The organism is Wolbachia endosymbiont of Oryzaephilus surinamensis, assembly GCF_025617515.1.
Classification (GTDB): Bacteria; Pseudomonadota; Alphaproteobacteria; order Rickettsiales; family Anaplasmataceae; genus Wolbachia.
Genome location: NZ_CP092526.1, coordinates 1,302,490 through 1,323,602, shown reverse-complemented (window position 1 = coordinate 1,323,602; position 21,113 = coordinate 1,302,490). Strand labels below are relative to the sequence as shown.

Sequence of the window (21,113 nt, the reverse complement as noted above, 5' to 3'; positions counted from 1 at the left end):
CGCTGAACAACTTCAAGCTATTGATAGAAAAATCCCTTAATTGTACATAGGCCAAGTTGGCTTATGTGTTCTTATTCTCACTTTGTAAACATGCCAATAATTTTATCCACTATTCCACCCATATTTGCTTCAGCTTGAGTATGCGCTATTTTACCACCGTGTGAAATTAATTTAGGATCTGCACCAGGTAATATATTAACAAATTTACTACCAACAACTCCACTACTAGCGATTAGAGCTGAGCTATCAATTGGCAACTTTATGTCTCTGCTTATGCACATATCGATTCGTGCTATGTAGGTAGCTTTGTCAAGTGATACACCAGTTATGCTTCCGATTTCTACACCAGAGATCTTGACACTATCACCAACCCCTACACCGTTAGCATCAGTAAAAAGGCCATGTATTTTATAGCAATCCTTATAATTTCTCTTTGTGTAAGATAGCTTATTAATAGCGAAGAAGACAAGAAAAATAGTGAAAATTAATACAAATGATCCAGCAATTATTTCAAGTATATTTGACCTTCGCATCTTTAATTATTAGGATTCCAGCTTTCATAGTAGTTTTTCACCTTTTGATTTGGGTAGTATGCACCTTTCGTACCTGTTAAATTAGGAGTTTTTCTTTTGTTATTATTAACTGGTACTTCATTATTAGTATAATGCAGCCATATATGCCATTCTGGAGGAATTGTTGTGGGCTCAGAAACATTACCATATATTACCCATCTTTTCCCTTTACTTGACTCATAGTAAGAATTTACGTTTTCATCCCTACCTATAAGTTTACCTTTTCTCCTTAATAAGTTTGTTACTGCATTATAAATTTTAGATAACATAAAGGTATTAAAACAAAAAGTATTATATATACTAATACTTTAACGATGTATTAACAACAGTTTAATGCAATTACCAATTCTACAAGTTATTATACCAATAATTGCATTGATGTTCTGCTTTCTTACCAGGAAACATAAGGTGTCCTGGTTTATCTCTTTTTTTACAACGGCAGCTACTTTCTTTATTTCATTAATGTTGCTAGTGAAAACATACAATGGTGAAATTATAACTTATTATCTTGGAGATTGGGCTCCTCCATACGGAATAGAGTTGAGAATCGACATATTGAACTCCTTGATTCTAACTTTGGTGAATTTTATAGCGCTGATTAGTGTGCTTTATAGCTTTCATATTAATGAAAAAGAGATTAGCAAAAACAAAATCATTGGTTTTTATTCTCTATTTTTACTGTGCTTGAGTGGATTACTTGGAATTTTAGTAACAAACGATATATTCAACCTTTATGTCTTTTTAGAAATTTCATCTCTTTCTTCTTATGTTTTAGTTTCAATGGGAAGGGATAAGAAAGCTTTAGTTGCAGCATTTGAATACCTCATTAGTGGTACTGTAGGAGCAACATTTTACTTGTTTGGCATCGGCCTTTTATACTCTATGACCGGAACGCTCAACATGTCTGACATGGCTGAAAGAATAGTACCATTATACGATAATAACATCATAAGACTTGGTACATTATTCATTTTTGTTGGTCTCTCAATCAAAATGGCACTGTTTCCACTCAGCAGATGGCTGGTTAACGCATATAGTGAAGCACCTAGCTTCATTAGCATATTTTTTTCAGGTACAGTAACCAAAGTGATGATATATGTTTTTATTAGAATCTTTTACACTGTTTTTCAGCAAAATTTTTTCTTACCACTAAGCAACGTGATGATCATCCTTGCGCTTTGTGCTGTTGTATTTGGATCAATATCTGCAATGATCGAAAAAGATATAAAAAGACTGTTTGCTCACTCCAGTATCAGTCAGATTGGCTATATAATTTTAATGCTGGGTTTAAATTCAAAAGCAGGTTTGTTTTCAGCAGTTCTTCACATAGTAAATCATAGCATGATAAAAACGTCTTTATTCATGACTGCAGGGTGTATTTCTTATAAGTTTGGTATGACAAAAATAGAAAATTTATCAGGACTAAAAAAGTCAATGCCCTATACAACACTTGCATTTACTCTACTTAGTTTCGCATTAATCGGTGTACCTTTGACAAATGGCTTTGTAAGTAAGTGGTATATGATGAAAGCAATTATCGAATCTCATGCATGGATTTCCCTTGCAGTTTTTGCTGCTGGCTCTTTTCTTGCACTAATATATATGTGGAGAATGGTTGAGAAAATATATTTTGAAAACAGTACAGCATCAAACGCTGGAATGACACTTAATGAGGTACCATTGCTTATGCTCTTTTGTCTATTATTTATGGCAATTTTAACGGTAATAACTGGGATATATAGTAGTCCAATTCGGTTGGTAATTAATAAATTTGCTTTTTGATTTTCTTATGTTTTATTGTATCTCAAAGTCTGTAAAGTTTTTGCTGTGGATAAGCTGAAGAAGATTCACTTATTATTAGTCATTAACGTAATAGCTCTGTTTTGCGTTGGCATTGTTGTGCAATATTCTTCTGCTGGAGGAAAGTGGGCTCCATTTGCAATTCACCAATTGGTCATATTCTCTTTCTTCTTTTTGCTTGCTATAGCTATGTCATTTATAGAGCTAGATTTTTATTTGAAGCACGCTTATTTTTTTTACATAGTAGCAGTAATTGCGCTGTTAGCAGTAAATTTTTTTGGCTCGCATATAATGGGTGCAACGAGATGGATAAGAATTGGGTCAATTAGTTTACAACCATCAGAATTTGTAAAAGTGGGCTTAATACTTGCACTTGCTCGTTATTTTAATAAACAAAGTGTGTATAAAATGATGAAATTTCAAAGTTTATTTAAGCCACTTATAATTATTTTCTTACCTGTATTCCTTGTATTGAAGCAACCTAATTTAGGAACAGCTGTAATAATATTGTTTATAGGAGCATCAATTATATTCACAGCAATAATGGAAAGACCTCATTTAATAATTTTTGGAGCGCTTGGCATTTTCGCAATACCAGCTATTTGGCCTTTTTTGCGCCCTTATCACAAGCAAAGGATATTATCATTTTTGGATTCATCAGTAGATCCACTTGGAATAGGTTATAATGCACAGCAATCTCAAATAGCTATTGGTTCAGGAGGTTTATTTGGTAAGGGATTTGTTAATGGGAGTCAAACTCAACTTGGATTTTTGCCAGAGAAACGCACAGATTTTGCTTTTGCGGTACTGAGTGAGGAATGGGGTTTTTTAGGCAGCATAACTTTGATTTTACTCTATACCACATTCCTCGCTATAATATTCTCTATCGCTTACAGGTCAAAAAATTATTTTTCTAAGTTAATATCTATCGGGGTTTTCGCCTTTTTTGGTGCTCATTTCTTTATAAACATTGGAATGACAATAGGCCTTTTACCTATAATAGGTGACCCACTTCCATTTCTATCCTATGGCGGAAGCACAACTGCTGCGAGCTTAATATGTATAGGATTGCTACTTAGTTCCGTGGCATCTACAAAGAACTTAAAGCTAAGTTTCCGATTTCACCCATAGAAAGAGCTTAGACAACCATCACTCTGCTAATGGTTAACGTCTTATTCTTCAATGAGAATCCCATTTTACGGTGCTTAAATCTATTCCCTCTTGTACCATTTCCAAAAGTGGGCTCATTTCTCTTAGCCGTCCAACATTTTTAGTAACAAGATCTGCTGCATATAGAACTTCATCTTTAGTTGTAAATCGGCCAAGGCCAAATCTAATTGATGAATGCTCAAGATCGTGGCCATTGTTTAGTGATCTTATGACATAAGAAGGTTCAAGAGATGCAGATGTGCATGCAGAACCAGAGCTTACTGCTAAATCCTTGATTGCCATGATAAGAGACTCACCCTCAACATAAGGAAAACTTAAGTTAAGGTTACCTGGAATCCTATTTTCGTAGTCACCATTTAAAACAACATCAGGAAATGCCTCTTTTATTTTGTTGTACAAAATATCTCTCAACTCTTCTAATTTGCTTGCTTCTATTTCCATTTCTTCTTTAGCGATACGTGCCGCTTCACCAAAACCAACTGCAAGGGGAGTAGGAACTGTTCCAGAGCGCATGCCTCTCTCCTGTCCACCACCACTAATTAGTGGCGTCAACCTAACACGAGGATTTTTTCTACGGACATATAATGCACCTATTCCCATAGGTCCATAAATTTTATGGCTAGAAAGGCTCATAAGATCAATGTTCATTTCATTTACGTCTATTGGAACTTTTCCAAAGCTTTGAGCAGCGTCTGTATGAAAAAATATATTATGCTTTCTACACATTGCACCAATTTCTTTGACAGGTTGCATTACTCCGATCTCATTATTTGCCATCATCACTGAAATCAGAATTGTTTTATCAGTGATTGCCTCCTCAAGTTTCAACAAATCTATAATTCCGTTTTGCTTAACGGACAAATATGTAACTTTAAAGCCTTCATTTTCCAGATGTCGACAAGAATCTAAAACGCACTTATGCTCCGTGCAGACAGTTATTATATGATTTCCCTTATTCTTATAAAAATGAGCAACACCTTTGATAGCCATGTTATTTGATTCGGTTGCACCCGAGGTAAAGACGATTTCTTTGCTGTCTGCATTCACTAAATCAGCAATGTGCTTCCTTGCTTTTTCTACTGCTTCCTCAGCTGTCCAACCAAATGAATGACTACGAGAGTGTGCATTACTAAACTCACCAAAATAAGGTATCATCACCTCCAAAACACGAGGATCTACTTTAGTAGTAGATTGATAATCGAGAAATATTGGTAATTTTATTTTAGCATTGCGTATTTTTTCCATATTCATAGTCAGGTTTCAGCATAGAAGTTACAATATTTAGTAGCACTAAAGCTTAATTTTTTCAAGATATAATCTTGCCTAAACGAAAGTTGTCAGCGCTCTCTCCTACGTTATTCCAGTGTCCCTGTAATGTCATTTTCTATGATCAGTAGTTTATGCAGCTAGGTCGAATACGTGCTAGGTAACCCTACTAGTGCTAGCAGCTTCTTGACGCCCATCCATTAAGACTGCTACTCCATCAACTTTAGTACTGGGCTTTAACATCATATATGTAGCACCACCAACTGCTAGTGCTACTGCTATAACTGCAACCACTGCTATAGCTATAGGTATTGCAATTGTTTCAGTTGCAAAAAGTACCGCTGCTATAGCAGTGCCTAATAATGCAGTTTTTACAGCGGTAGCAATCCCTTTATTAAATGCTTTCACAAAAGAACGTCCTCCTGCCTTTAATAGAACTTCTACGTTTTGACCCTTGGCATAATCTAAAGGGGTCATTCCATGTGTATTTACTGCATTAACATTTGCTCCTTTTTCGAGTAAAACATCTACTGTCTCTTTGTGACAATAAGAAACAGCATAATGTAAAGGAGTTCCATACAAATGTTGCGCATCAACATTTGCTCCTGCTTGGAGTAAAACCTCTACTATCTCTTTGTGATCTTTATGAACAGCATTGTGTAATGGGGTAAACCCATGTTCATTCCTTTCATCAATTTTAATTCCTTCGATCTTTAATAGAGCTTCTACTGTTCCTATATGGCCATGTTTAGCTGCTAAATTTAATACAGGAGTCCAACCTTTTCCACTCTTATCGCTAATGTTTGATCCTGATGATATTAGAGCATCCAACACATTTGCATAGCCTGCCTCAGCAGCTATCCTTGATAACGTAAACTTTAAATATTTAGGATGATCTGAGGTAAATTCATGATTTATATCGAATTTCTCATCAATCCACTCTTTATGTAAATCTTGATCCTGCCTCTCTAGTTCTTCTTGTATTTTCTCAATTATGTTATCTTTATTAAAATCTTGCTTATCGTTAATTACATTCAATACTTTTTTCAGTGTTTCATATCCTTTTGCCATAACTTTACCTTTAAACTAGAGTAAAACATCTAACTATCATATATTATACTAGAAAAGCAATATTTATTTTAAATGAGCTTATAATCGAAATTGTGGGTAGCAAATTATTGCCTCTTGAATCACAATGTTCGTATAGCTGCAACCCTGAAGCTACTATCTCTCATCCACTGAAGGTATTGCACAGTGCTGTCTACTTGATCGTCGTGGCGGGTTTCTGGGAACATTAAAATTTCATACTCAAAATCGCTGAGCCATATTGCTTGATGCGGCAGAAAAACCTTGCCGGATTCTATTATCGGAACAATCTGGTGGAATCGAGCGATTTTACTGTTATGCGGCACTATCTCAATAACAGGTATTGTCTTTAGCTCTTGAATCAATTGTTGACCGCTTGTTTTTGCTTCGATTAAAATTGCGTGTGGCTTCCACCTTGCAGCTAGTGATAGAACTTGTTCTTTAAGTTTTGGATACTCAAGCTTCGCACGGTATACATCGAGTAAATAAAACTTATTATTCACCTTTGTCCAGGTGGTGCAGACACTAAAGCCGCTAGAATCGTTTGTTGAAACTGCAGTATCCCAGCTCTGAGTTATATGTGAGAGATTGTCAGGAAAATTTCTATAGCGTTTCAACCATTCTTGCTTAATTATACCACTTGAAAGCGGCAGAGGATTTTGTTGATATTGAGCAGCAAAAGCGTAACTCCCAAGTTCAGCCTTTATCATTTCAATTTCTCCTACATCTAGGGGATATAGCAGCTGACCTTCCTTTTTTAAGTATAAAATCCTTGAAGATGTAGCGCCTGTTGAGCTTTTGCACTCATTTGTAGTTACTTGAATAATAGGAACAGGAGAAGGGAGAATTGATCTTTTGATTGAATAGATAATTTCCTTATTTTCAGAAATCATTGGCAAACAAACATGATGCCATATATTTTTCGGCTTGGAGAGAAGATGCCCAGTCAAATCCTCTTGATGTAGTCTGTGCATTACAACAACGATAACTCCTTTTTTCCTGTCATTAAGCCTGGTTATTAGAGTCTGATCGAACCAGTTTGTGGCACGTTTTCTAAACGTCTCGCTCAAAGCTTGAGAGGAACTCAGTGGATCATCCACGACGATAAAATCTCCACCTTCACCAGTCAGTGTTCCACCAACAGATGTTGCAATCCTACATCCTCTCTGCACTGTTTGAAATTTATATTTAGTGTTCTGGTCTTTGCATAGTTCTACCTCTGGAAATAGCACTCTATACCAACTAGACTGCATCACGCACCTGGTGTCAAGCGAATGCTTTTCGCTAAGCCGCTGAGAATAGCTTGCAACTATTATTCTTGCGGTTGGCTGATTACCAAGTATCCATGCGGGCCATGCAACACTCACGCACATAGACTTCATCGAGCGCGGAGGCATATTGAATATTATTCGCTTCACTTCACCAACACTTGCTGCTTCAAGCCTGTCTGCTATGATTTTTATATACTGATAATTGTTATACTCACATCCCGGCATCACCGTTTGAAAGCATAGTTCGATAAATTTTAAAAAGTTCATGTTAGTCTCCTATAGTGTTAGTGGAATTTACTTTATGGTGGTGTCAGCCTCTTTGGTGTCATATCAGCGTCCTTTTTCTTGTCATCCAAGTAGCCCTTTCCTTGTCATTCCAGTGCTTGACACTGGTTCACCTTATGATGGTGTTATTCAAGTAGCCTCTATCCAAGTGCCCCTTTGGTGTCATCCGAGTAGCTGACACTGGTTTCTTACCAACAAAACCTAGCATAACTTTTGTGCTCAAAAGATTTCTGGATTCCAGCATCAAGTGCTGGCCTGAAGCTTTAGTTACAAGTATTAAGAAATTCACCAAATGAAGAAAAAAGGCAAAAGAATCCCCGTGTAACGAGTTTTGACCCTATAATAATGTAAATTGGCATTGTAATAATGTGCTAACGCTTATTTAAAGCGCATTTTGGCTGAATGTAGAAAAAATAAAAAAGACATGCAGCCGCTATAATTTTATGTAATCTGCCAATATATACCTGAGTTTTTTACTGAATTTTGTTGTTAAATCTGCAGAGATTAAAAACAAGGATAAATACTCTTATTGATATGATAAGGGAGTTGGGGAAATTTGTAAAGTAATCTTTTTCGTTTGTATTCCCTTATGCTTGAGATAACTGCATGCAGGTTCATGGATCTCTTTACTCTTTAATTTCGATGAATTCCCTTTGAAGTTGAATATTGAAAATTAACTGGAGAATTGTGAATTACTTTGTATATGTGATAACAAGCCATGGCGCTCTCAGCAAAACCATTTAGTATCAATTTTAGTTTGTCTGGATAAGTAGCTATATCTCCGATTGCATATATTCTATCTCTACTGGTTCTAAGTGTAGCTGGGTCGACAATTATGCGGCCATGTTCTAACTCTATACCCCAATTGTTTATTGGACCAAGATTCATTGATAATCCAAAAAATGGCAGCAAAAAATCAGCGGATATTTCTCTTTCTTCCTTAGAGGCAATGTTTTTTACTATCACTGCTCTCAACTGCCCATTACCTCCTGCTAGTTCGTGTAATTGATATGGCACTACCAGTTCTATCTTTCCGTCATTTTCAAGTGATTCTAATTTATTTCTAGTTTCAGGAGTGCAGCGAAATTCCTTTCTCCTATGTATCACATAAATTTTCTTCGCAACTTTAGAAAGTTCTACAGTCCAATCAGCCGCAGAATCACCCCCCCCTGCAATGACTATAGTTTTGTCCTGAAAATCAGAAATTTTATTTACACTATAAAATACAGATTTATTTTCATATTCTAATATACCACTTAAGGGTGGACGGTTAGGTTCAAACATTCCGTTACCTGCAGCAATGATAACGGCTTTGCATTTTACCTCTGTACCTATGTTCGTTATGATAGTAAAGTTTTCACCTTCGTTATTTGAAATCTTTTCCACTTTTTGACTTAAATGGTAAACAGGCTCAAACGGTGAAGCTTGCTCCATTAACTGCTCAATTAATTTTTGGGCAGTAATTACAGGATAACCAGGTATATCATATATTGGCTTTTCTGAGTAAAGAGCTGTGCATTGTCCTCCTGCTTGATCCAAAACATCTATTACATGACATCTCATATCAAGCATTCCCGCTTGAAAAGCAGTGAATATTCCAATAGGCCCTGCACCTATTATTACTATATCGGTTTCCATATTCAGATGGTGATCTATTTATAGATATTAGCTTTCTTTGCTAACAAGGTCAATTTACAAAGGGATGTATTTTTAAAAGATGTGGCTAGATTAGACAAGATTTCCAGCGTTACGAACCATCTAAATAAGCTCTAAAAATTAACTAACATTTTAAATCTGAGAAGTAAGTGCGGACGGAATGGGATTCGAACCCATGGTACGTTTCCGTACGTCAGTTTTCAAGACTGGTGCCTTAAACCGCTCGGCCATCCGTCCACCTCTTTTTTACCACAATATTTAATTTCAAGCAATCTATAAAAATCTTACTTGCCTACACAAAAGCTACTAAACACACTATCCAATATTTCCTCAACATTAATAATTCCAATTACTGCACCAAGTTCAAATGCAGCAAGCCTCAAGTCTTCAGATATCAACTCAATTGGATTATAGATATTAAAACGCTGTAAATGTTCCAGTGCTTTCTGCATGTGATTCCTATGTCTTTGCCGAGTAATCACAGGAGTGTCTCTATCATGCCCAAATTTTTCCTCTGCCTTCTTTTTTATGAGAGAGATCAACTTGTTTGTACCTATTCCCTTTAAAATAGAAATAGGTAGAAAATCTACACCGCCAATCAGTATATTTCTGTCATTAATTGCATCGTCAGCTTTGCTCAATACATAAATAGTACCGCTATTTACAACGTTGCAATTGATATTATGACGCTGTTCAAAAGGAAATAGTTCTATTCTTAAATCAGCTTCAAAAGACCTTTTTTTCGCTCGACTTATACCTTCTGATTCTATTGGATCTGAACTCTCACGAATTCCAGCAGTATCAGAGAGAATGATTGGGTATCCCCCAATGTCAATATGAGCTTCAAGTATATCTCTTGTTGTGCCTGCATATTCAGAAACAATAGCAATATCACGCTTGGCTAAGAAATTAAACAGAGTTGATTTACCGACATTTGGTTCACCAGTTATTACAATATGTAAACCCTCACGCAACCTTTCGCCCCGTCTATTATCATTTAAATGCTCTTGTATCAACTGCACGAGAGATTGCACTTCATTATTAATTTTTTCCAATTCACTTTTTTCTGCCCAAATGTCCTCTGGAAAGTCTATATATGCTTCGATTTTGGATTGTATCGTTATTAATCTTTGCCTCCAATTGCTGTATAGTCTCTCCAATTCTCCTGATATCTGCTTAATCGCTTGTTTAGCTTGCATTTTCGTTTCAGCATCAATTAAGTCTGCAATTCCTTCTATTTGCGTTAAGTCAAATTTACCATTTAGAAAAGCCCTAAGTGAGAATTCTCCAGGCCTGGCCATAACGAAAATTTTTGATAATTTCTCCAAGATGATTTTTATGACGGCCTTGCTTCCATGCACTTGTAACTCTATAACATCCTCGCCAGTGAAACTGTTTGGAGCAGGGAAATAGATGATTATTCCATTATCTATCAATTGATTGGAATCATCATATAGATCAACTAAAGTAGCAAATCTTGGTTTGATTTTTTTCTTAATATGAAAATGATTTAAAGCTTTAAGGGTGTAGTTGCCTGAAATTCTGATTACTGCAACTCCTGACTTACCAAATACGGTCGACAAAGCAAAAATAGTTTCATTTGTGTTTGTCATTATTTATATAAACTACTTAGCAATTTAAGAAATCGAAATACCTAATCTAAAAAATTTTTGCTTATATTACTTATTCATATTAATGCAGTATTAGTAAATATATTGTATAGAAAAACTACAAAAGTCATCCAGATGAAAATATTTATTTTGAAAACTGATAATATGATTTATAATGACTGACACAAGTTTTAAATATTATGCTCAAGAAATTAGCTTGGTATTGGTCTTCTGTAGAGTTAATTAAAGGGTTTGTTATTACATTAAAATATATGTTCAAACCAAAGGTTACTTTGAGGTATCCTATGGAGAAGGGCCCTTTAAGTCCAAGGTTTCGTGGTGAGCATGCGCTGCGTAGGTATCCAAATGGTGAAGAACGATGCATAGCTTGTAAGTTATGCGAAGTTATCTGCCCTGCTCAAGCAATAGTTATTGAAGCAGAGGAAAGAGAAGACGGTAGTCGCCGCACCACACGCTATGATATTGACATGACAAAATGCATATATTGCGGACTTTGCCAAGAAGCATGTCCAGTTGATGCAATTGTGGAGGGTCCTAACTTTGAATTTGCTACTGAAACAAGAGAGGAGCTAATGTACAATAAAGAAAAGCTATTGCGTAATGGTGAAGTTTGGGAAGAAGCAATTGCACTCAGGTTAAAAAAGAATAGGCCGTATTATTAACTAGGTATGTCAACAATTAAAATTTCTTACAGCAAGTATGTAATAGATCTCTTGTACAACTGTTATTTAACTGAAAGATCAGTAGCTCACCTTTTGGTGTCATTCCAGCGCGTGGCGCTGGAATCTAGAAAAGAAAGAAACATGGATCCCAGTGTCAAGCACTGGGATGATAAAAGGTCTAATGAATGATAAAAGTTACCTTTTTAGCCGAACAAAAAGTAAAAGAATACAGTGGTAGAGTCACTGGCTTTGATATATTACAACCGGATGCTTTGAGAGAAGCAATTGCCTTTAAGGTAAATGGTGAGTTGTATGATCTCTCACGTGAAATTGAATCTGATACAGAGATAGAGGTAATACAACTGAGTGACGAAGCGGGTTTAGATATAATAAGGCATGATGCTGCTCATATAATGGCGCAGGCAGTAAAAGAGCTCTTTCCTAATACTCAGATTACTATCGGGCCAACAATTCAAGATGGTTTCTACTATGATTTTGCTACAGATCGTACCTTTACCACGGACGATCTTGCTGCAATAGAAAAAAAAATGAAGGAAATTATAAAAAGTAACCACAGATTCGTCCGAGAAGTTTGGACTCGTAAGCAGGCAATTGATTTCTTTAGTGATATAGGTGAAAGATACAAGGTTGATATTGTCTCATCAATACCAGAAAACGAAAACCTAACTGTTTATAAACAAGGCAACTTTGTAGACCTATGTCGTGGTCCGCACTCACCATCAACTGGCAGAGTTAAAGCGTTTAAACTTATGAAAGTGGCAGGTGCATACTGGCGTGGCGATTCTAAGGGCCCAATGTTGCAAAGAATATATGGCACCGTGTGGAGAAATAAGGATGAATTAAATACTTATCTTAAACGTCTGGAGGAAGCAGAAAAACGCGACCACCGCAAAATTGCTAAGGATATGGACTTATTTCACATTCAAGAGGAAGCTGTTGGGCAGATTTTTTGGCATGAACAGGGATATACTTTATATAATGTTCTTGAGTCTTACATCAGAAAAAAGTTAATGAACAATGGCTACTTTGAGGTGAAAACTCCTATTTTAGTAAGCAAAGAGCTGTGGGAAAAATCGGGACATTGGGATAAGTTTCGTGAAAATATGTTCATTATTGATGAATCTGAAAGTAAAAAGCTAGCAATAAAACCCATGAATTGCCCTTGTCATGTGCAGATTTTTAATTCTCACATCAGAAGCTATCGTGATTTACCGATACGTATGGCAGAGTTTGGCACATGCCATAGAAATGAAAGCTCAGGCTCATTGCATGGACTGATGCGAGTGCGTGGTTTTACGCAAGACGATGCACATATTTTTTGTATGGAAAAACAAGTGAATTCTGAAACTGTAAAGTTTTGTGACCTTTTAAAAGAAGTATATTCAGAACTTGGGTTCAATGAAATTTCTGTGAAATTTTCAGACCGTCCAGATACTAGATCAGGTAATGATGAAGTGTGGGATAGAGCTGAAAGAGCACTGCTTGAAGCAGTTAAAGAAGCAGGGCTTAGTTATGAACTTAATCCTGGTGAAGGTGCATTTTATGGTCCAAAGTTAGAGTTTATTTTGAAAGATGCAATAGGTAGAAATTGGCAATGTGGAACGTTGCAAGTTGATTTTATTTTACCGGAGCGGCTTGGAGCTTTTTATATAGGAACAGACGGGCACAAGCATCACCCTGTCATGTTACATAGGGCAATTCTTGGAACTTTTGAGCGTTTTATTGGAATTTTAATAGAAAATTATGCAGGAAAATTTCCAGTTTGGCTTGCTCCAACACAGCTTGCTATTCTGACCATTACAAATGAGTCTGACGGTTATGCTACAGAAATCAGCAACGTTTTAAAAGAACAAGGTGTGAGAATCAAAACTGATTTGACCAATGAAAAAATTAGCTATAAGATACGTTTGCATAGTTCAAGTAAGGTACCTATATTATGGATCATAGGCAAAAATGAAGTTACAAATAAAACTGTGTCAGTGAGAAATTTAGGATCGGAAAAACAGGAGTCTTTTTCTTTGGAGAATGCTACTGAATTGCTGTTAAAGATTATTAATTTGAATTAATGGAGCTAAAATTTGCAAGTCAAAAAGAACAATAAAAACAGAATTAATGAACTCATCACAGCTAAGGAGGTACGCTTAGTTGATCATAGTGGTGAAATGGTCGGAATTGTTCCAATAGAAAAAGCTTTGGAAGTTGCACAAAGTGTTAATTTAGACTTGGTAGAAATCGCACCTGATTCAACTCCTCCAGTATGTAAAATTCTGGACTATAGCAAACAAAAGTATGATATAAAAAAGAAGGCAAGTGAAGCAAAAAAGAAACAAAAAACATTAACTATAAAAGAAATTAAACTGGGTCCTAATATTGGTGATCACGACTACGAAACAAAATTGCGTCAAGCAAGGGATTTTCTTGTGCATGGACATAGAATTAAAGTCACAATGAGATTTAGAGGGAGAGAGCTTGTAAACACTGAAGTTGGACTGAAAAAATTAGAACGGCTAATTAGAGACGCTGAAGATATTGCAAAAGTAGAATTAGCACCTAAAAGGGAAGGAAATCAATATTCTTTAACTTTAGCTGCTAAGTAGTAAAATCATTTAAAAGTATAAGTTAAGTTACTATCCTCTCTTCAATTATATGACGAAAATGTCTGATTAATCCTTGAACTGGCCAAGCTGCAGCATCGCCAAGTGCACAAATTGTATGCCCTTCTATTTGAGTTGTAAGGTCAAGTAGCTTATCTACTTCACCAGGTTTAATATTTCCTGCTACCATTCTTCTCATAATCCTCCACATCCATCCAGTGCCTTCACGGCATGGTGTACATTGTCCGCAGGACTCATGCATATAGAAATGTGATAATCTTTCTATTGCAGCTATTATGTCAGTTGATTTATCCATCACTATTACAGCAGCAGTACCAAGCCCTGATTGTGCAGCCCTTAATGAATCAAAATCCATTTCAATAGTATCACATATAGATTTTGGAATTAGTGGGACTGAAGACCCACCAGGTATTACAGCAAGTAAATTATCCCAACCTCCTCTCACTCCACCTGCGTATTTTTCAATTAATTCACGCAGTGAAATTCCGAGCTCTTCTTCAACATTACATGGATTATTTACATGCCCTGAAATGCAAAAGACCTTAGTGCCAGTATTATTTGGTTTACCAAGAGATGCAAACCACTCTCCTCCGCGATTTAGAATATCTGGAACCATGGCTATAGTTTCAACGTTGTTTATTGTGGTTGGGTAGCCAAAAAGTCCAACACCTGCAGGGAATGGAGGTTTCATGCGAGGAAAGCCTTTTTTTCCTTCAATTGATTCAAGTTGAGCTGTTTCTTCTCCACATATATAAGCTCCTGCACCTCTGTGAATGAATACATCAAGATCATAACCTGATTTGCAGGCATTTTTTCCAATTAAGTTTTCTTTATAGGCTTCCTCAAGTGCCTTTTTTAGAACTAAATATTCATTATAAAATTCACCCCTGATATAAATATATGCAACTGATGCGCTGATCGCTCTGCCAGCTAGAAGAATTCCCTCAAGTAACTTATGTGGCTCATATCGTGATATATCTCTATCTTTACACGTACCAGGTTCTGACTCATCTGCATTGACTACTAAATACGCTTTTGAAGTATTTTTAGGCATAAAGCTCCACTTAAGGCCAGTAGAAAATCCTGCACCCCCTCGACCTCTCAAGCCAGATTTCTTTACTTCCTCAATGATTTTTTCTGATCCTAAATCCAGTAATTCCTTTGTTTTTTGCCAACTACCACGTTTTTTTGCACCCTCAAGTAGTGGTGTTTCTTTACCATTTAAGTTTGTGAATATTTTGTCCTGTTCTTTTAGCATGCTTTTAAGATTCTAAGTGATCCCGACGCGATTCGAACGCGTGACCCACTGATTAAAAGTCAGTTGCTCTACCGGCTGAGCTACGGGATCATTTTATTTTTCAGCTACACTAAACAGTAATATAGTTTTTATCCGTTTTAATCAAACTAAAATTTTCATGTGTGGTTAAATAAATTACATAATGTACTGCATTAGTGATAATTTAATTAAAAATTTTTGAAGGAAAACTTCTTGTTAATTCAAAGATTCATTTTGGTAAAGCTGACGTACAACTCTAAAAAGATAGAGAATTATACATAAATGCAGAATTTGTGCACTATTTAGCAATAGCCTCACAAATAAATATTTCTTGCATTTCAGCGTGAGTGATTTATGCTTTAAGCAAGAATTGGGGGCATAGCTCAGCTGGTAGAGCATCTGTTTTGCACGCAGAAGGTCAGCGGTTCGATCCCGCTTGCCTCCACCAATATAGGTTCTAGCGTATCATAAAGTCAGCTTATTTTAATCTAGGAGTGTTTTATACTAGTTTCCTAAAAAATCCCTCTTTCTGTAACTTTTCTTTATGCAAGTAATGTGTGTTATTATAATTCTGATATATACTAACTTAACAATAAATTAATCAATAAATGTTAGAATAGCTATAATTAAGTTGATTAGGAAATACTTATGAGTAGCAAGAAACGCGTTTTTAAGATGGTACCCGGAGAGGAATTATCAAAAGGATTTGGTAACAACGTCTATTGGCCTGAATTTTCTCTTTTTCAATCGGTTAAAAAAGTTAAGCTTGTGCAACTGGGAAAAGAAGATGAAACGATAGAATTACCAATAAGATTATGCGGCAATAACATCCTTGGAGATACCTTTTATTGCATAAGGAACGAAGAGGGAAATACTTTGAAAGGTAGTTTTTCTAGAGATAAACCATGTTATACAAAAAACAGTTGTGCATTTGTATATTATAATGATATGTTAGTCAAGCTATCAATGAAATCGTACTTTGTAGACTGCGAAGAAGGTTGTTCTGGTACTTTGCGTAATGATATTAAATCTGAGAGATCTAAGTACATTTATGTAACACAGGAAGAATTGTCTGATACTTATAAATATTATTTCTCAGATTATCAAGGAAATATTGTTAATTCACCTGACAATCAGGCATTACAATATATTGGGCTGGACGTCAGTGAAGAAACAGTAAAAAATATATTATCTAAAATACCAGAGAATATAATACTATCAAAGGTGTTTGCTAAAATTTTTGTTGGGGGACTAACAGAAGATCAGTTAGAAACTCTTACCCATACTCTTAGTGAAGTCCAAATAGAGAACTTAGTAAAGCACTTAACAGATAATCAATGGAAAACTTTGGTGAGTCATTTAACCAATCACCAATTACATATTCTTGCTTATGAACTAAATCCAGAAAAATTACAAATAATTATTCCTATTTTAAATGATGATCAGCTTGGAGCCCTAGTGAGAGAATTAAATCCAGAGCAAGTAAGAGAAATTTTACCTCATTTAAAAGTCGATCAGTTCAAGGCACTTATCAATAATATAGACGATTATCAGCTTGTAGAATTAGCAAAAGATTTAGATGAGCACCATTTGACCATTCTTTCCAAGGAATTGTGGTCTGAGCAACTTCCAGCCCTAGTACACACTTTAGAAGGAGATAGGTTACATAATTTAATTAATAAACTAGACCACGATAAACTTGCAATAGTAGCTCGAGATTTAACTGATTCTAATAAGATTCAGATTATCATTAAGTCTTTAGCTGACAACCCAGACAAACTTCAAGCTTTTGCTCGCAATATGTCTAATGAGCAGTTTAAAGAACTTTTGGATAATTTAGGTGCAGGAGAGCTTAAAGATATTATTCACAAATTGCCTCACGAGAAAGTTATATCTGTGATTGGTAATCTTGATAGTAAAGGTCATTCTAAAGCTATTCTTGATGCATTGAAGGAGAAATTTAACGAGCAAAATGAAAAAATAAAAGAGCTTCTGGATAAGGTTGACCGAATGATTCCTGAGGAGAGTGAAGCAAATTGGAATGATGCACATCCATCAACTTACGTTTTTCAAGATATGAATACTGAGTTTGCAATAATAGATAATTTATTGTGAACTTGGATATTGATAAATTAACAGTGTGCATGTGAAACTAAAAAATAATTTAAACTTTAATAATTTATGGAGGTAATTTATATGAGTGAGAACTCGCAAAACCTTTTACAAAGTGCTAATAATGAAGAACAACTTATAAGCGCTCTTGGTCTTATTACACTTAAGACAGGTAGTGGTAAGGATATACAGGACTTTAAGAAAGCGGTTAGTGGTGATACTGTTAAAAAAGCATTTGATGAATTAGCTAATAATATTAATGAACAACTTATTAATAGGTTGAATAGTATGTTAAAAGAAGAGCAAGATAAAGTTGCAAGTTTGCAAGATATTATAGGCAACAAAAGTAAAGGGTTACAAAAAGATCTAGCAGATTTAACCGCTAAATTAAATGATATGTTACCTGAGGAGGCACCACCCTATTATGACATGTTGTAAAGTATAAGAAAGTAACAGCCTCATACCAGTCTGTATATGCCATTTCAATAGGAGCTAACATGAGTAACAACAGTAAACAAGAAAGCGAAAATAACTTTGAAGTAATAAACCAAATGAGCGATTTCAACTTTAAAGAAATAGACAATATAGAAGTTGAAGTTAAGCCCACAAACTTTGAGGACATTGCAGATAAAATTGCAACAATTCATTACGTCTATCAAGTTATGGATAAGTTAGTCTACGATTTAAATGAGAAGTTTGTTTCTGATTTGAATGCCTCACTTATGAACAACATAGCACAACTTCGAAAAGAGTCTCTTGATATAAACCAACGCTTGGCCAAAGGTTTATCTCATTTGAATGAGTTAATTCAACAGGATGGATTTATTGATAATAATAAAAACTATAGAACATGGGCAGAAGAACTTGATCACCTAAGGGGAGAAGTTGAAGGATTAAAAGCAGCAATAATTGACCATAATAACGTAGAATGGGAAGCACCAACTCACTCTGATATATTGTGGTAGTTAGGAAAGTAACAGCTTGCTAGCAGGCTGTTGCTTTCTTTCACATACCATTTCAATACAACTGAATTAGGAAATCTATTTTAGGACTTTCGGCTTATAGTTCTCATCATGTTTTGCAAACACCGTATCTGCAAGAAAGGTACCATTATCAAACATTTTACCTTGTACAACAACACCACTTTTTTCTGAAAACATTGGTGGAAGTATTCCCTGATATTTCACCATAACGCTCTTATTAAAATCTGTCATCTGAAAAATTACTTCGCTTTCGCTCCGTATCACGCTATTTTCAACAATCATTCCACCAACACGGATTGGCTTTTGATTATTTGGTAAAACTATTGCCTCACTTACTGTATAGAAAAATGAGATATTTTCTTTGAGCGTTGTTAAAATAAAAAAAACTGCACAACTTAAAAAGCAGAAAATTCCTGAAGTTATAAGTAATCGCTTATGTTTCTTCTTCATTGTTGCTTTTAAGACTTTCTAAGTTTTTTTTACTTTTTATATAGCAAGAAACGGTAAAAATCAAATTTCCACCAATCAGTATGAAACTAATAAGGTAAGCAAAAATTACATATATATTCATAATGCACTGCCAATAAATAACTCACCTGCATCAAAATAAATTAAGCTTCCATCCTTTTGCTGCAACACCAATTTACCACTTTTATCTATATCAGCAAAAATTCCTTCATACAATTTGTCAGCTAACTTTACACTGATTTGCTCATTCATTTTGAATGCTTTTTTTAACCACATTTCTCTTATAGCATAAAACCCATCAAATAGCCATTGCTTTCTTAGCTTATTAAAATTTATTATTAATTCCTTTAACAGATCCATGTTAGACACAGATTCACCGTAATTGCTAATGCACGTTGTGCCTGGAAGTGGCGCATGATTGACATTAATTCCAATTCCTATAATGAGCCAATTTGAATTGGATTTTTTTTCAACCAATATTCCGCTTATTTTCTTGCCATCGATTAGAATGTCATTTGGCCATTTATGTTGAAGATTGAGATCGTTTATGAATTGATCTCTTGTCATCCCAGTGCTTTGACACTGGGATCCAGAAGAAAAAGTATGGATTCCAGTGTCACGCACTGGAATGACACCGCAGTGGGTTTGATTATTCAAGAAATTTAACGATAATAAAGTATTTCCAACAGCAAGAGCAGTCACAAAAGTCAATTCTGTCAATTTGCTGACATCCGTTTCTTGGTTAATTATCAAACTCGCATAGAGATTACCCTCTGGAGAAATCCAGCTTTTTCCAGTGCGTCCCCTACCTTCTGTTTGTTTATCAGCAATAATGACAGTTTCATTTGATATCCCTTTCTCAATTAAACCCAATGCTTCTTTATTAGTACTTGGAACTTCTTTGTAATGATGAATATGAAAGCCCTCAAATGTTTCAGGGATCATTTTCTTAATTCTATCAAAAAACTCTCTTATCTAGAAAAACTGTTGCCACGGCTAGCAGAACTTGATAATACAGGTGATTGCATACTGCTATATGAAGCCCTATTTTCATTTACGTCATAGGGCATTGCTTCAGGACCGCTGTTAACATTTGTTTCAGTAAGTGGAAATTCCCGTTTGTAATTAGGAGCTTCCCCTGCATTCTCAGAAAGTCTAGTATAATTTACTTCATAATCAACGCTATCAAAAATTTTTTTATTTACATCATATAAAAGCTCCTTCTTTGGTTGAAAAGACTGCACTGATGGATTGTCACTTCCTAAACTTGCTTGTAGCCTATCTGGTTCTTGTATTGATGAAAGCATAGAAGAACAATAACTGTTAGAGCAATTATTCATAAGAGATAGCTGTCTTAGATACTCGAGTATATTATGAACATTATTTAGTTCAGAAAAACACCTAACTCCTCCTGACCGTTCTTCTAATTCTTGGGTGATACTAACACTAGGAAGGCTATTGTTGGCAATTATTGAGTCCTCAAAGTCACTGCCCCAGGAAACATAACTATTTTCTGTACTAGCCTGATTAGGTTGTTGCCTTTTGTACTCATCTAATGCAGCTCTCAGCTTAAATGCCAATAACGTTAAAGGTTGCTCTGACAGACTTGGTAAAAATAACACATATTCTCGTTCTTTGCAATTTTTGATAGAATTACTACTACCTTCCAAACTAACAATTGACGGCGATTCAGGAAGCGATTTGAGTTGATCCATGCTATTTAGAGGCGAGGTGGGTTCTAGATATGGTGGCAACGATTCCTCTGTTTGGTTAGCTTGCTGATCAGCACCATTAACCATAACGTCAGGTTGCGGTGTTTCTGTTTCTTTCACTGGATCATCAACTGGTGGTTGTTGTGGAATAGGAATAACCGACTTTTCAGGCTCTTGCGAAAGCAACGGTGGCGTAAGAATAGGCACAGCTTGCTCTTTTTCTTGTACTAGACTTTCTCCTTCTTCTTCATTTTTACTTCTTGGTTCGCTACTAACCTTATTAGATTTACCCTTACTGCGTATGGCGGAAATAGTAAATGCTGCTAATGTAATTACTGAAACTAATGCAGCAACTACAGAAATGGCAAAAATTGCCAGAGGAGCTGTAGAGATTACAATACCAAATTTAATTGCTAAAGCAACATAAGGAAAATATAAAACAGCTACAGTGCTCGATCCTCCTAGCAAGAGAGCGGCAATTGAAAATTTCAAAACAGTTTTTCTTTTACTCATTTTTCACCACAAAA

The 21,113-nt window shown here is 35.5% G+C and carries 20 protein-coding genes and 3 tRNA genes; 9 read left to right on the top strand and 14 right to left on the bottom strand.

The window, feature by feature from the left end:
* Positions 1 to 77: 77 nt before the first annotated feature.
* Both mlaD and MJ631_RS06145 read right to left on the bottom strand, forming a co-directional pair.
* Complete coding sequence (mlaD, locus tag MJ631_RS06150; protein WP_262986274.1) at positions 78 to 533, bottom strand: outer membrane lipid asymmetry maintenance protein MlaD; 456 nt, start codon at positions 531 to 533, stop codon at positions 78 to 80.
* Between the two features lie 2 nt (positions 534 to 535).
* Positions 536 to 841, bottom strand: a complete 306-nt coding sequence (locus MJ631_RS06145; RefSeq protein WP_007302403.1) for an NADH-ubiquinone oxidoreductase subunit NDUFA12 family protein — start codon at positions 839 to 841, stop codon at positions 536 to 538.
* 64 nt (positions 842 to 905) lie between these two features.
* Here MJ631_RS06145 and MJ631_RS06140 point away from each other — a divergent pair, with 64 nt between their 5' ends.
* Positions 906 to 2,354, top strand: coding sequence for a proton-conducting transporter transmembrane domain-containing protein (locus tag MJ631_RS06140; RefSeq protein WP_262986273.1), 1,449 nt, complete (start codon positions 906 to 908; stop codon positions 2,352 to 2,354).
* 45 nt (positions 2,355 to 2,399) lie between these two features.
* Entirely contained in the window at positions 2,400 to 3,503 is a 1,104-nt protein-coding gene (gene rodA / locus MJ631_RS06135; protein ID WP_213863856.1) for a rod shape-determining protein RodA, read from the top strand.
* 48 nt (positions 3,504 to 3,551) lie between these two features.
* On the opposite strand, the gene MJ631_RS06130 is transcribed toward rodA, so the two are convergent.
* The 6 genes from MJ631_RS06130 to mnmE form a co-directional block, all read right to left on the bottom strand.
* Positions 3,552 to 4,793 carry an IscS subfamily cysteine desulfurase gene (locus MJ631_RS06130; RefSeq protein ID WP_007302400.1) on the bottom strand — a complete coding sequence of 414 codons (1,242 nt, stop codon included), beginning with the start codon at positions 4,791 to 4,793 and terminating at the stop codon, positions 3,552 to 3,554.
* Positions 4,794 to 4,964: 171 nt separating this feature from the next.
* A complete protein-coding gene (locus MJ631_RS06125) occupies positions 4,965 to 5,879 on the bottom strand; it encodes an ankyrin repeat domain-containing protein (RefSeq protein ID WP_213863855.1) in 915 nt (304 codons plus the stop codon).
* 119 nt (positions 5,880 to 5,998) lie between these two features.
* Positions 5,999 to 7,432, bottom strand: a complete 1,434-nt coding sequence (gene terL, locus MJ631_RS06120; RefSeq protein WP_213863854.1) for a phage terminase large subunit — start codon at positions 7,430 to 7,432, stop codon at positions 5,999 to 6,001.
* A 651-nt stretch (positions 7,433 to 8,083) separates the two neighbouring features.
* On the bottom strand, positions 8,084 to 9,088 hold the full coding sequence (locus MJ631_RS06115) for an NAD(P)/FAD-dependent oxidoreductase (protein ID WP_007302395.1): 1,005 nt from the start codon (positions 9,086 to 9,088) through the stop codon (positions 8,084 to 8,086).
* Between the two features lie 170 nt (positions 9,089 to 9,258).
* A tRNA-Ser gene (locus MJ631_RS06110) sits at positions 9,259 to 9,343 on the bottom strand.
* Positions 9,344 to 9,390: 47 nt separating this feature from the next.
* A complete protein-coding gene (gene mnmE / locus MJ631_RS06105; RefSeq protein WP_214303165.1) occupies positions 9,391 to 10,719 on the bottom strand; it encodes a tRNA uridine-5-carboxymethylaminomethyl(34) synthesis GTPase MnmE in 1,329 nt (442 codons plus the stop codon).
* 197 nt (positions 10,720 to 10,916) lie between these two features.
* On the opposite strand from mnmE, the gene nuoI reads away from it, so the two are divergent.
* The 3 genes from nuoI (at position 10,917) to infC (ending at position 14,017) form a co-directional block, all read left to right on the top strand.
* Positions 10,917 to 11,399: an NADH-quinone oxidoreductase subunit NuoI gene (gene nuoI, locus MJ631_RS06100; RefSeq protein WP_012481971.1), complete on the top strand. Its 483-nt coding sequence runs from the start codon at positions 10,917 to 10,919 to the stop codon at positions 11,397 to 11,399.
* Between the two features lie 185 nt (positions 11,400 to 11,584).
* Positions 11,585 to 13,486 (top strand): threonine--tRNA ligase, encoded by a 1,902-nt coding sequence (gene thrS / locus MJ631_RS06095; RefSeq protein WP_019236808.1) that lies wholly within the window; start codon positions 11,585 to 11,587, stop codon positions 13,484 to 13,486.
* A gap of 12 nt (positions 13,487 to 13,498) precedes the next feature.
* Positions 13,499 to 14,017, top strand: a complete 519-nt coding sequence (infC, locus tag MJ631_RS06090; RefSeq protein ID WP_007302391.1) for a translation initiation factor IF-3 — start codon at positions 13,499 to 13,501, stop codon at positions 14,015 to 14,017.
* Between the two features lie 22 nt (positions 14,018 to 14,039).
* On the opposite strand, the gene nuoF is transcribed toward infC, so the two are convergent.
* Positions 14,040 to 15,293, bottom strand: coding sequence for an NADH-quinone oxidoreductase subunit NuoF (gene nuoF / locus MJ631_RS06085; RefSeq protein WP_214303163.1), 1,254 nt, complete (start codon positions 15,291 to 15,293; stop codon positions 14,040 to 14,042).
* A gap of 17 nt (positions 15,294 to 15,310) precedes the next feature.
* A tRNA-Lys gene (locus MJ631_RS06080) sits at positions 15,311 to 15,383 on the bottom strand.
* A 300-nt stretch (positions 15,384 to 15,683) separates the two neighbouring features.
* On the opposite strand from MJ631_RS06080, the gene MJ631_RS06075 reads away from it, so the two are divergent.
* From MJ631_RS06075 to MJ631_RS06060, 4 genes are all read left to right on the top strand, one after another.
* A tRNA-Ala gene (locus MJ631_RS06075) sits at positions 15,684 to 15,759 on the top strand.
* Between the two features lie 200 nt (positions 15,760 to 15,959).
* On the top strand, positions 15,960 to 17,426 hold the full coding sequence (locus MJ631_RS06070) for a magnesium transporter (protein ID WP_214303162.1): 1,467 nt from the start codon (positions 15,960 to 15,962) through the stop codon (positions 17,424 to 17,426).
* An 81-nt stretch (positions 17,427 to 17,507) separates the two neighbouring features.
* Positions 17,508 to 17,861: a hypothetical protein gene (locus tag MJ631_RS06065; protein WP_214303161.1), complete on the top strand. Its 354-nt coding sequence runs from the start codon at positions 17,508 to 17,510 to the stop codon at positions 17,859 to 17,861.
* Between the two features lie 59 nt (positions 17,862 to 17,920).
* Positions 17,921 to 18,388 (top strand): hypothetical protein, encoded by a 468-nt coding sequence (locus MJ631_RS06060; RefSeq protein WP_262986272.1) that lies wholly within the window; start codon positions 17,921 to 17,923, stop codon positions 18,386 to 18,388.
* A 75-nt stretch (positions 18,389 to 18,463) separates the two neighbouring features.
* Here MJ631_RS06060 and ccmE read toward each other — a convergent pair whose 3' ends face one another.
* Genes ccmE through MJ631_RS06045 form a run of 4 tightly spaced genes read right to left on the bottom strand, consistent with a single transcriptional unit; the run spans position 18,464 to position 21,099 of the window.
* Positions 18,464 to 18,856, bottom strand: coding sequence for a cytochrome c maturation protein CcmE (gene ccmE, locus MJ631_RS06055; protein ID WP_012481969.1), 393 nt, complete (start codon positions 18,854 to 18,856; stop codon positions 18,464 to 18,466).
* The gene (locus MJ631_RS08260; RefSeq protein ID WP_214303159.1) at positions 18,840 to 18,977 is read right to left on the bottom strand and encodes a CcmD-like small membrane protein; all 138 of its coding nucleotides are present in this window, start codon (positions 18,975 to 18,977) and stop codon (positions 18,840 to 18,842) included. Before MJ631_RS08260 ends, ccmE begins: the two co-directional genes overlap by 17 nt.
* Entirely contained in the window at positions 18,974 to 19,819 is an 846-nt protein-coding gene (locus MJ631_RS06050; RefSeq protein ID WP_019236810.1) for a biotin--[acetyl-CoA-carboxylase] ligase, read from the bottom strand. The genes MJ631_RS08260 and MJ631_RS06050 overlap by 4 nt, the downstream gene beginning before the upstream one ends.
* Positions 19,820 to 19,845: 26 nt before the next feature.
* A complete protein-coding gene (locus MJ631_RS06045) occupies positions 19,846 to 21,099 on the bottom strand; it encodes a hypothetical protein (protein WP_214303157.1) in 1,254 nt (417 codons plus the stop codon).
* Positions 21,100 to 21,113 lie beyond the last annotated feature (14 nt).

Excerpts from the sequence above, each read along its gene's own strand:
- MJ631_RS06145 (WP_007302403.1), bottom strand. The coding sequence starts at position 841 with ATGTTATCTAAAATTTATAATGCAGTAACAAACTTATTAAGGAGAAAA.
- MJ631_RS06050 (WP_019236810.1), bottom strand. The coding sequence starts at position 19,819 with ATGATCCCTGAAACATTTGAGGGCTTTCATATTCATCATTACAAAGAA.
- MJ631_RS06140 (WP_262986273.1), top strand. The coding sequence starts at position 906 with ATGCAATTACCAATTCTACAAGTTATTATACCAATAATTGCATTGATG.
- terL (WP_213863854.1), bottom strand. The coding sequence starts at position 7,432 with ATGAACTTTTTAAAATTTATCGAACTATGCTTTCAAACGGTGATGCCG.
- nuoI (WP_012481971.1), top strand. The coding sequence starts at position 10,917 with ATGCTCAAGAAATTAGCTTGGTATTGGTCTTCTGTAGAGTTAATTAAA.
- MJ631_RS06130 (WP_007302400.1), bottom strand. The coding sequence starts at position 4,793 with ATGAATATGGAAAAAATACGCAATGCTAAAATAAAATTACCAATATTT.
- MJ631_RS08260 (WP_214303159.1), bottom strand. The coding sequence starts at position 18,977 with ATGAATATATATGTAATTTTTGCTTACCTTATTAGTTTCATACTGATT.
- ccmE (WP_012481969.1), bottom strand. The coding sequence starts at position 18,856 with ATGAAGAAGAAACATAAGCGATTACTTATAACTTCAGGAATTTTCTGC.
- MJ631_RS06060 (WP_262986272.1), top strand. The coding sequence starts at position 17,921 with ATGAGTAACAACAGTAAACAAGAAAGCGAAAATAACTTTGAAGTAATA.
- MJ631_RS06115 (WP_007302395.1), bottom strand. The coding sequence starts at position 9,088 with ATGGAAACCGATATAGTAATAATAGGTGCAGGGCCTATTGGAATATTC.
- mnmE (WP_214303165.1), bottom strand. The coding sequence starts at position 10,719 with ATGACAAACACAAATGAAACTATTTTTGCTTTGTCGACCGTATTTGGT.
- mlaD (WP_262986274.1), bottom strand. The coding sequence starts at position 533 with ATGCGAAGGTCAAATATACTTGAAATAATTGCTGGATCATTTGTATTA.
- nuoF (WP_214303163.1), bottom strand. The coding sequence starts at position 15,293 with ATGCTAAAAGAACAGGACAAAATATTCACAAACTTAAATGGTAAAGAA.
- MJ631_RS06065 (WP_214303161.1), top strand. The coding sequence starts at position 17,508 with ATGAGTGAGAACTCGCAAAACCTTTTACAAAGTGCTAATAATGAAGAA.
- MJ631_RS06125 (WP_213863855.1), bottom strand. The coding sequence starts at position 5,879 with ATGGCAAAAGGATATGAAACACTGAAAAAAGTATTGAATGTAATTAAC.
- MJ631_RS06045 (WP_214303157.1), bottom strand. The coding sequence starts at position 21,099 with ATGAGTAAAAGAAAAACTGTTTTGAAATTTTCAATTGCCGCTCTCTTG.
- MJ631_RS06070 (WP_214303162.1), top strand. The coding sequence starts at position 15,960 with ATGAGTAGCAAGAAACGCGTTTTTAAGATGGTACCCGGAGAGGAATTA.
- thrS (WP_019236808.1), top strand. The coding sequence starts at position 11,585 with ATGATAAAAGTTACCTTTTTAGCCGAACAAAAAGTAAAAGAATACAGT.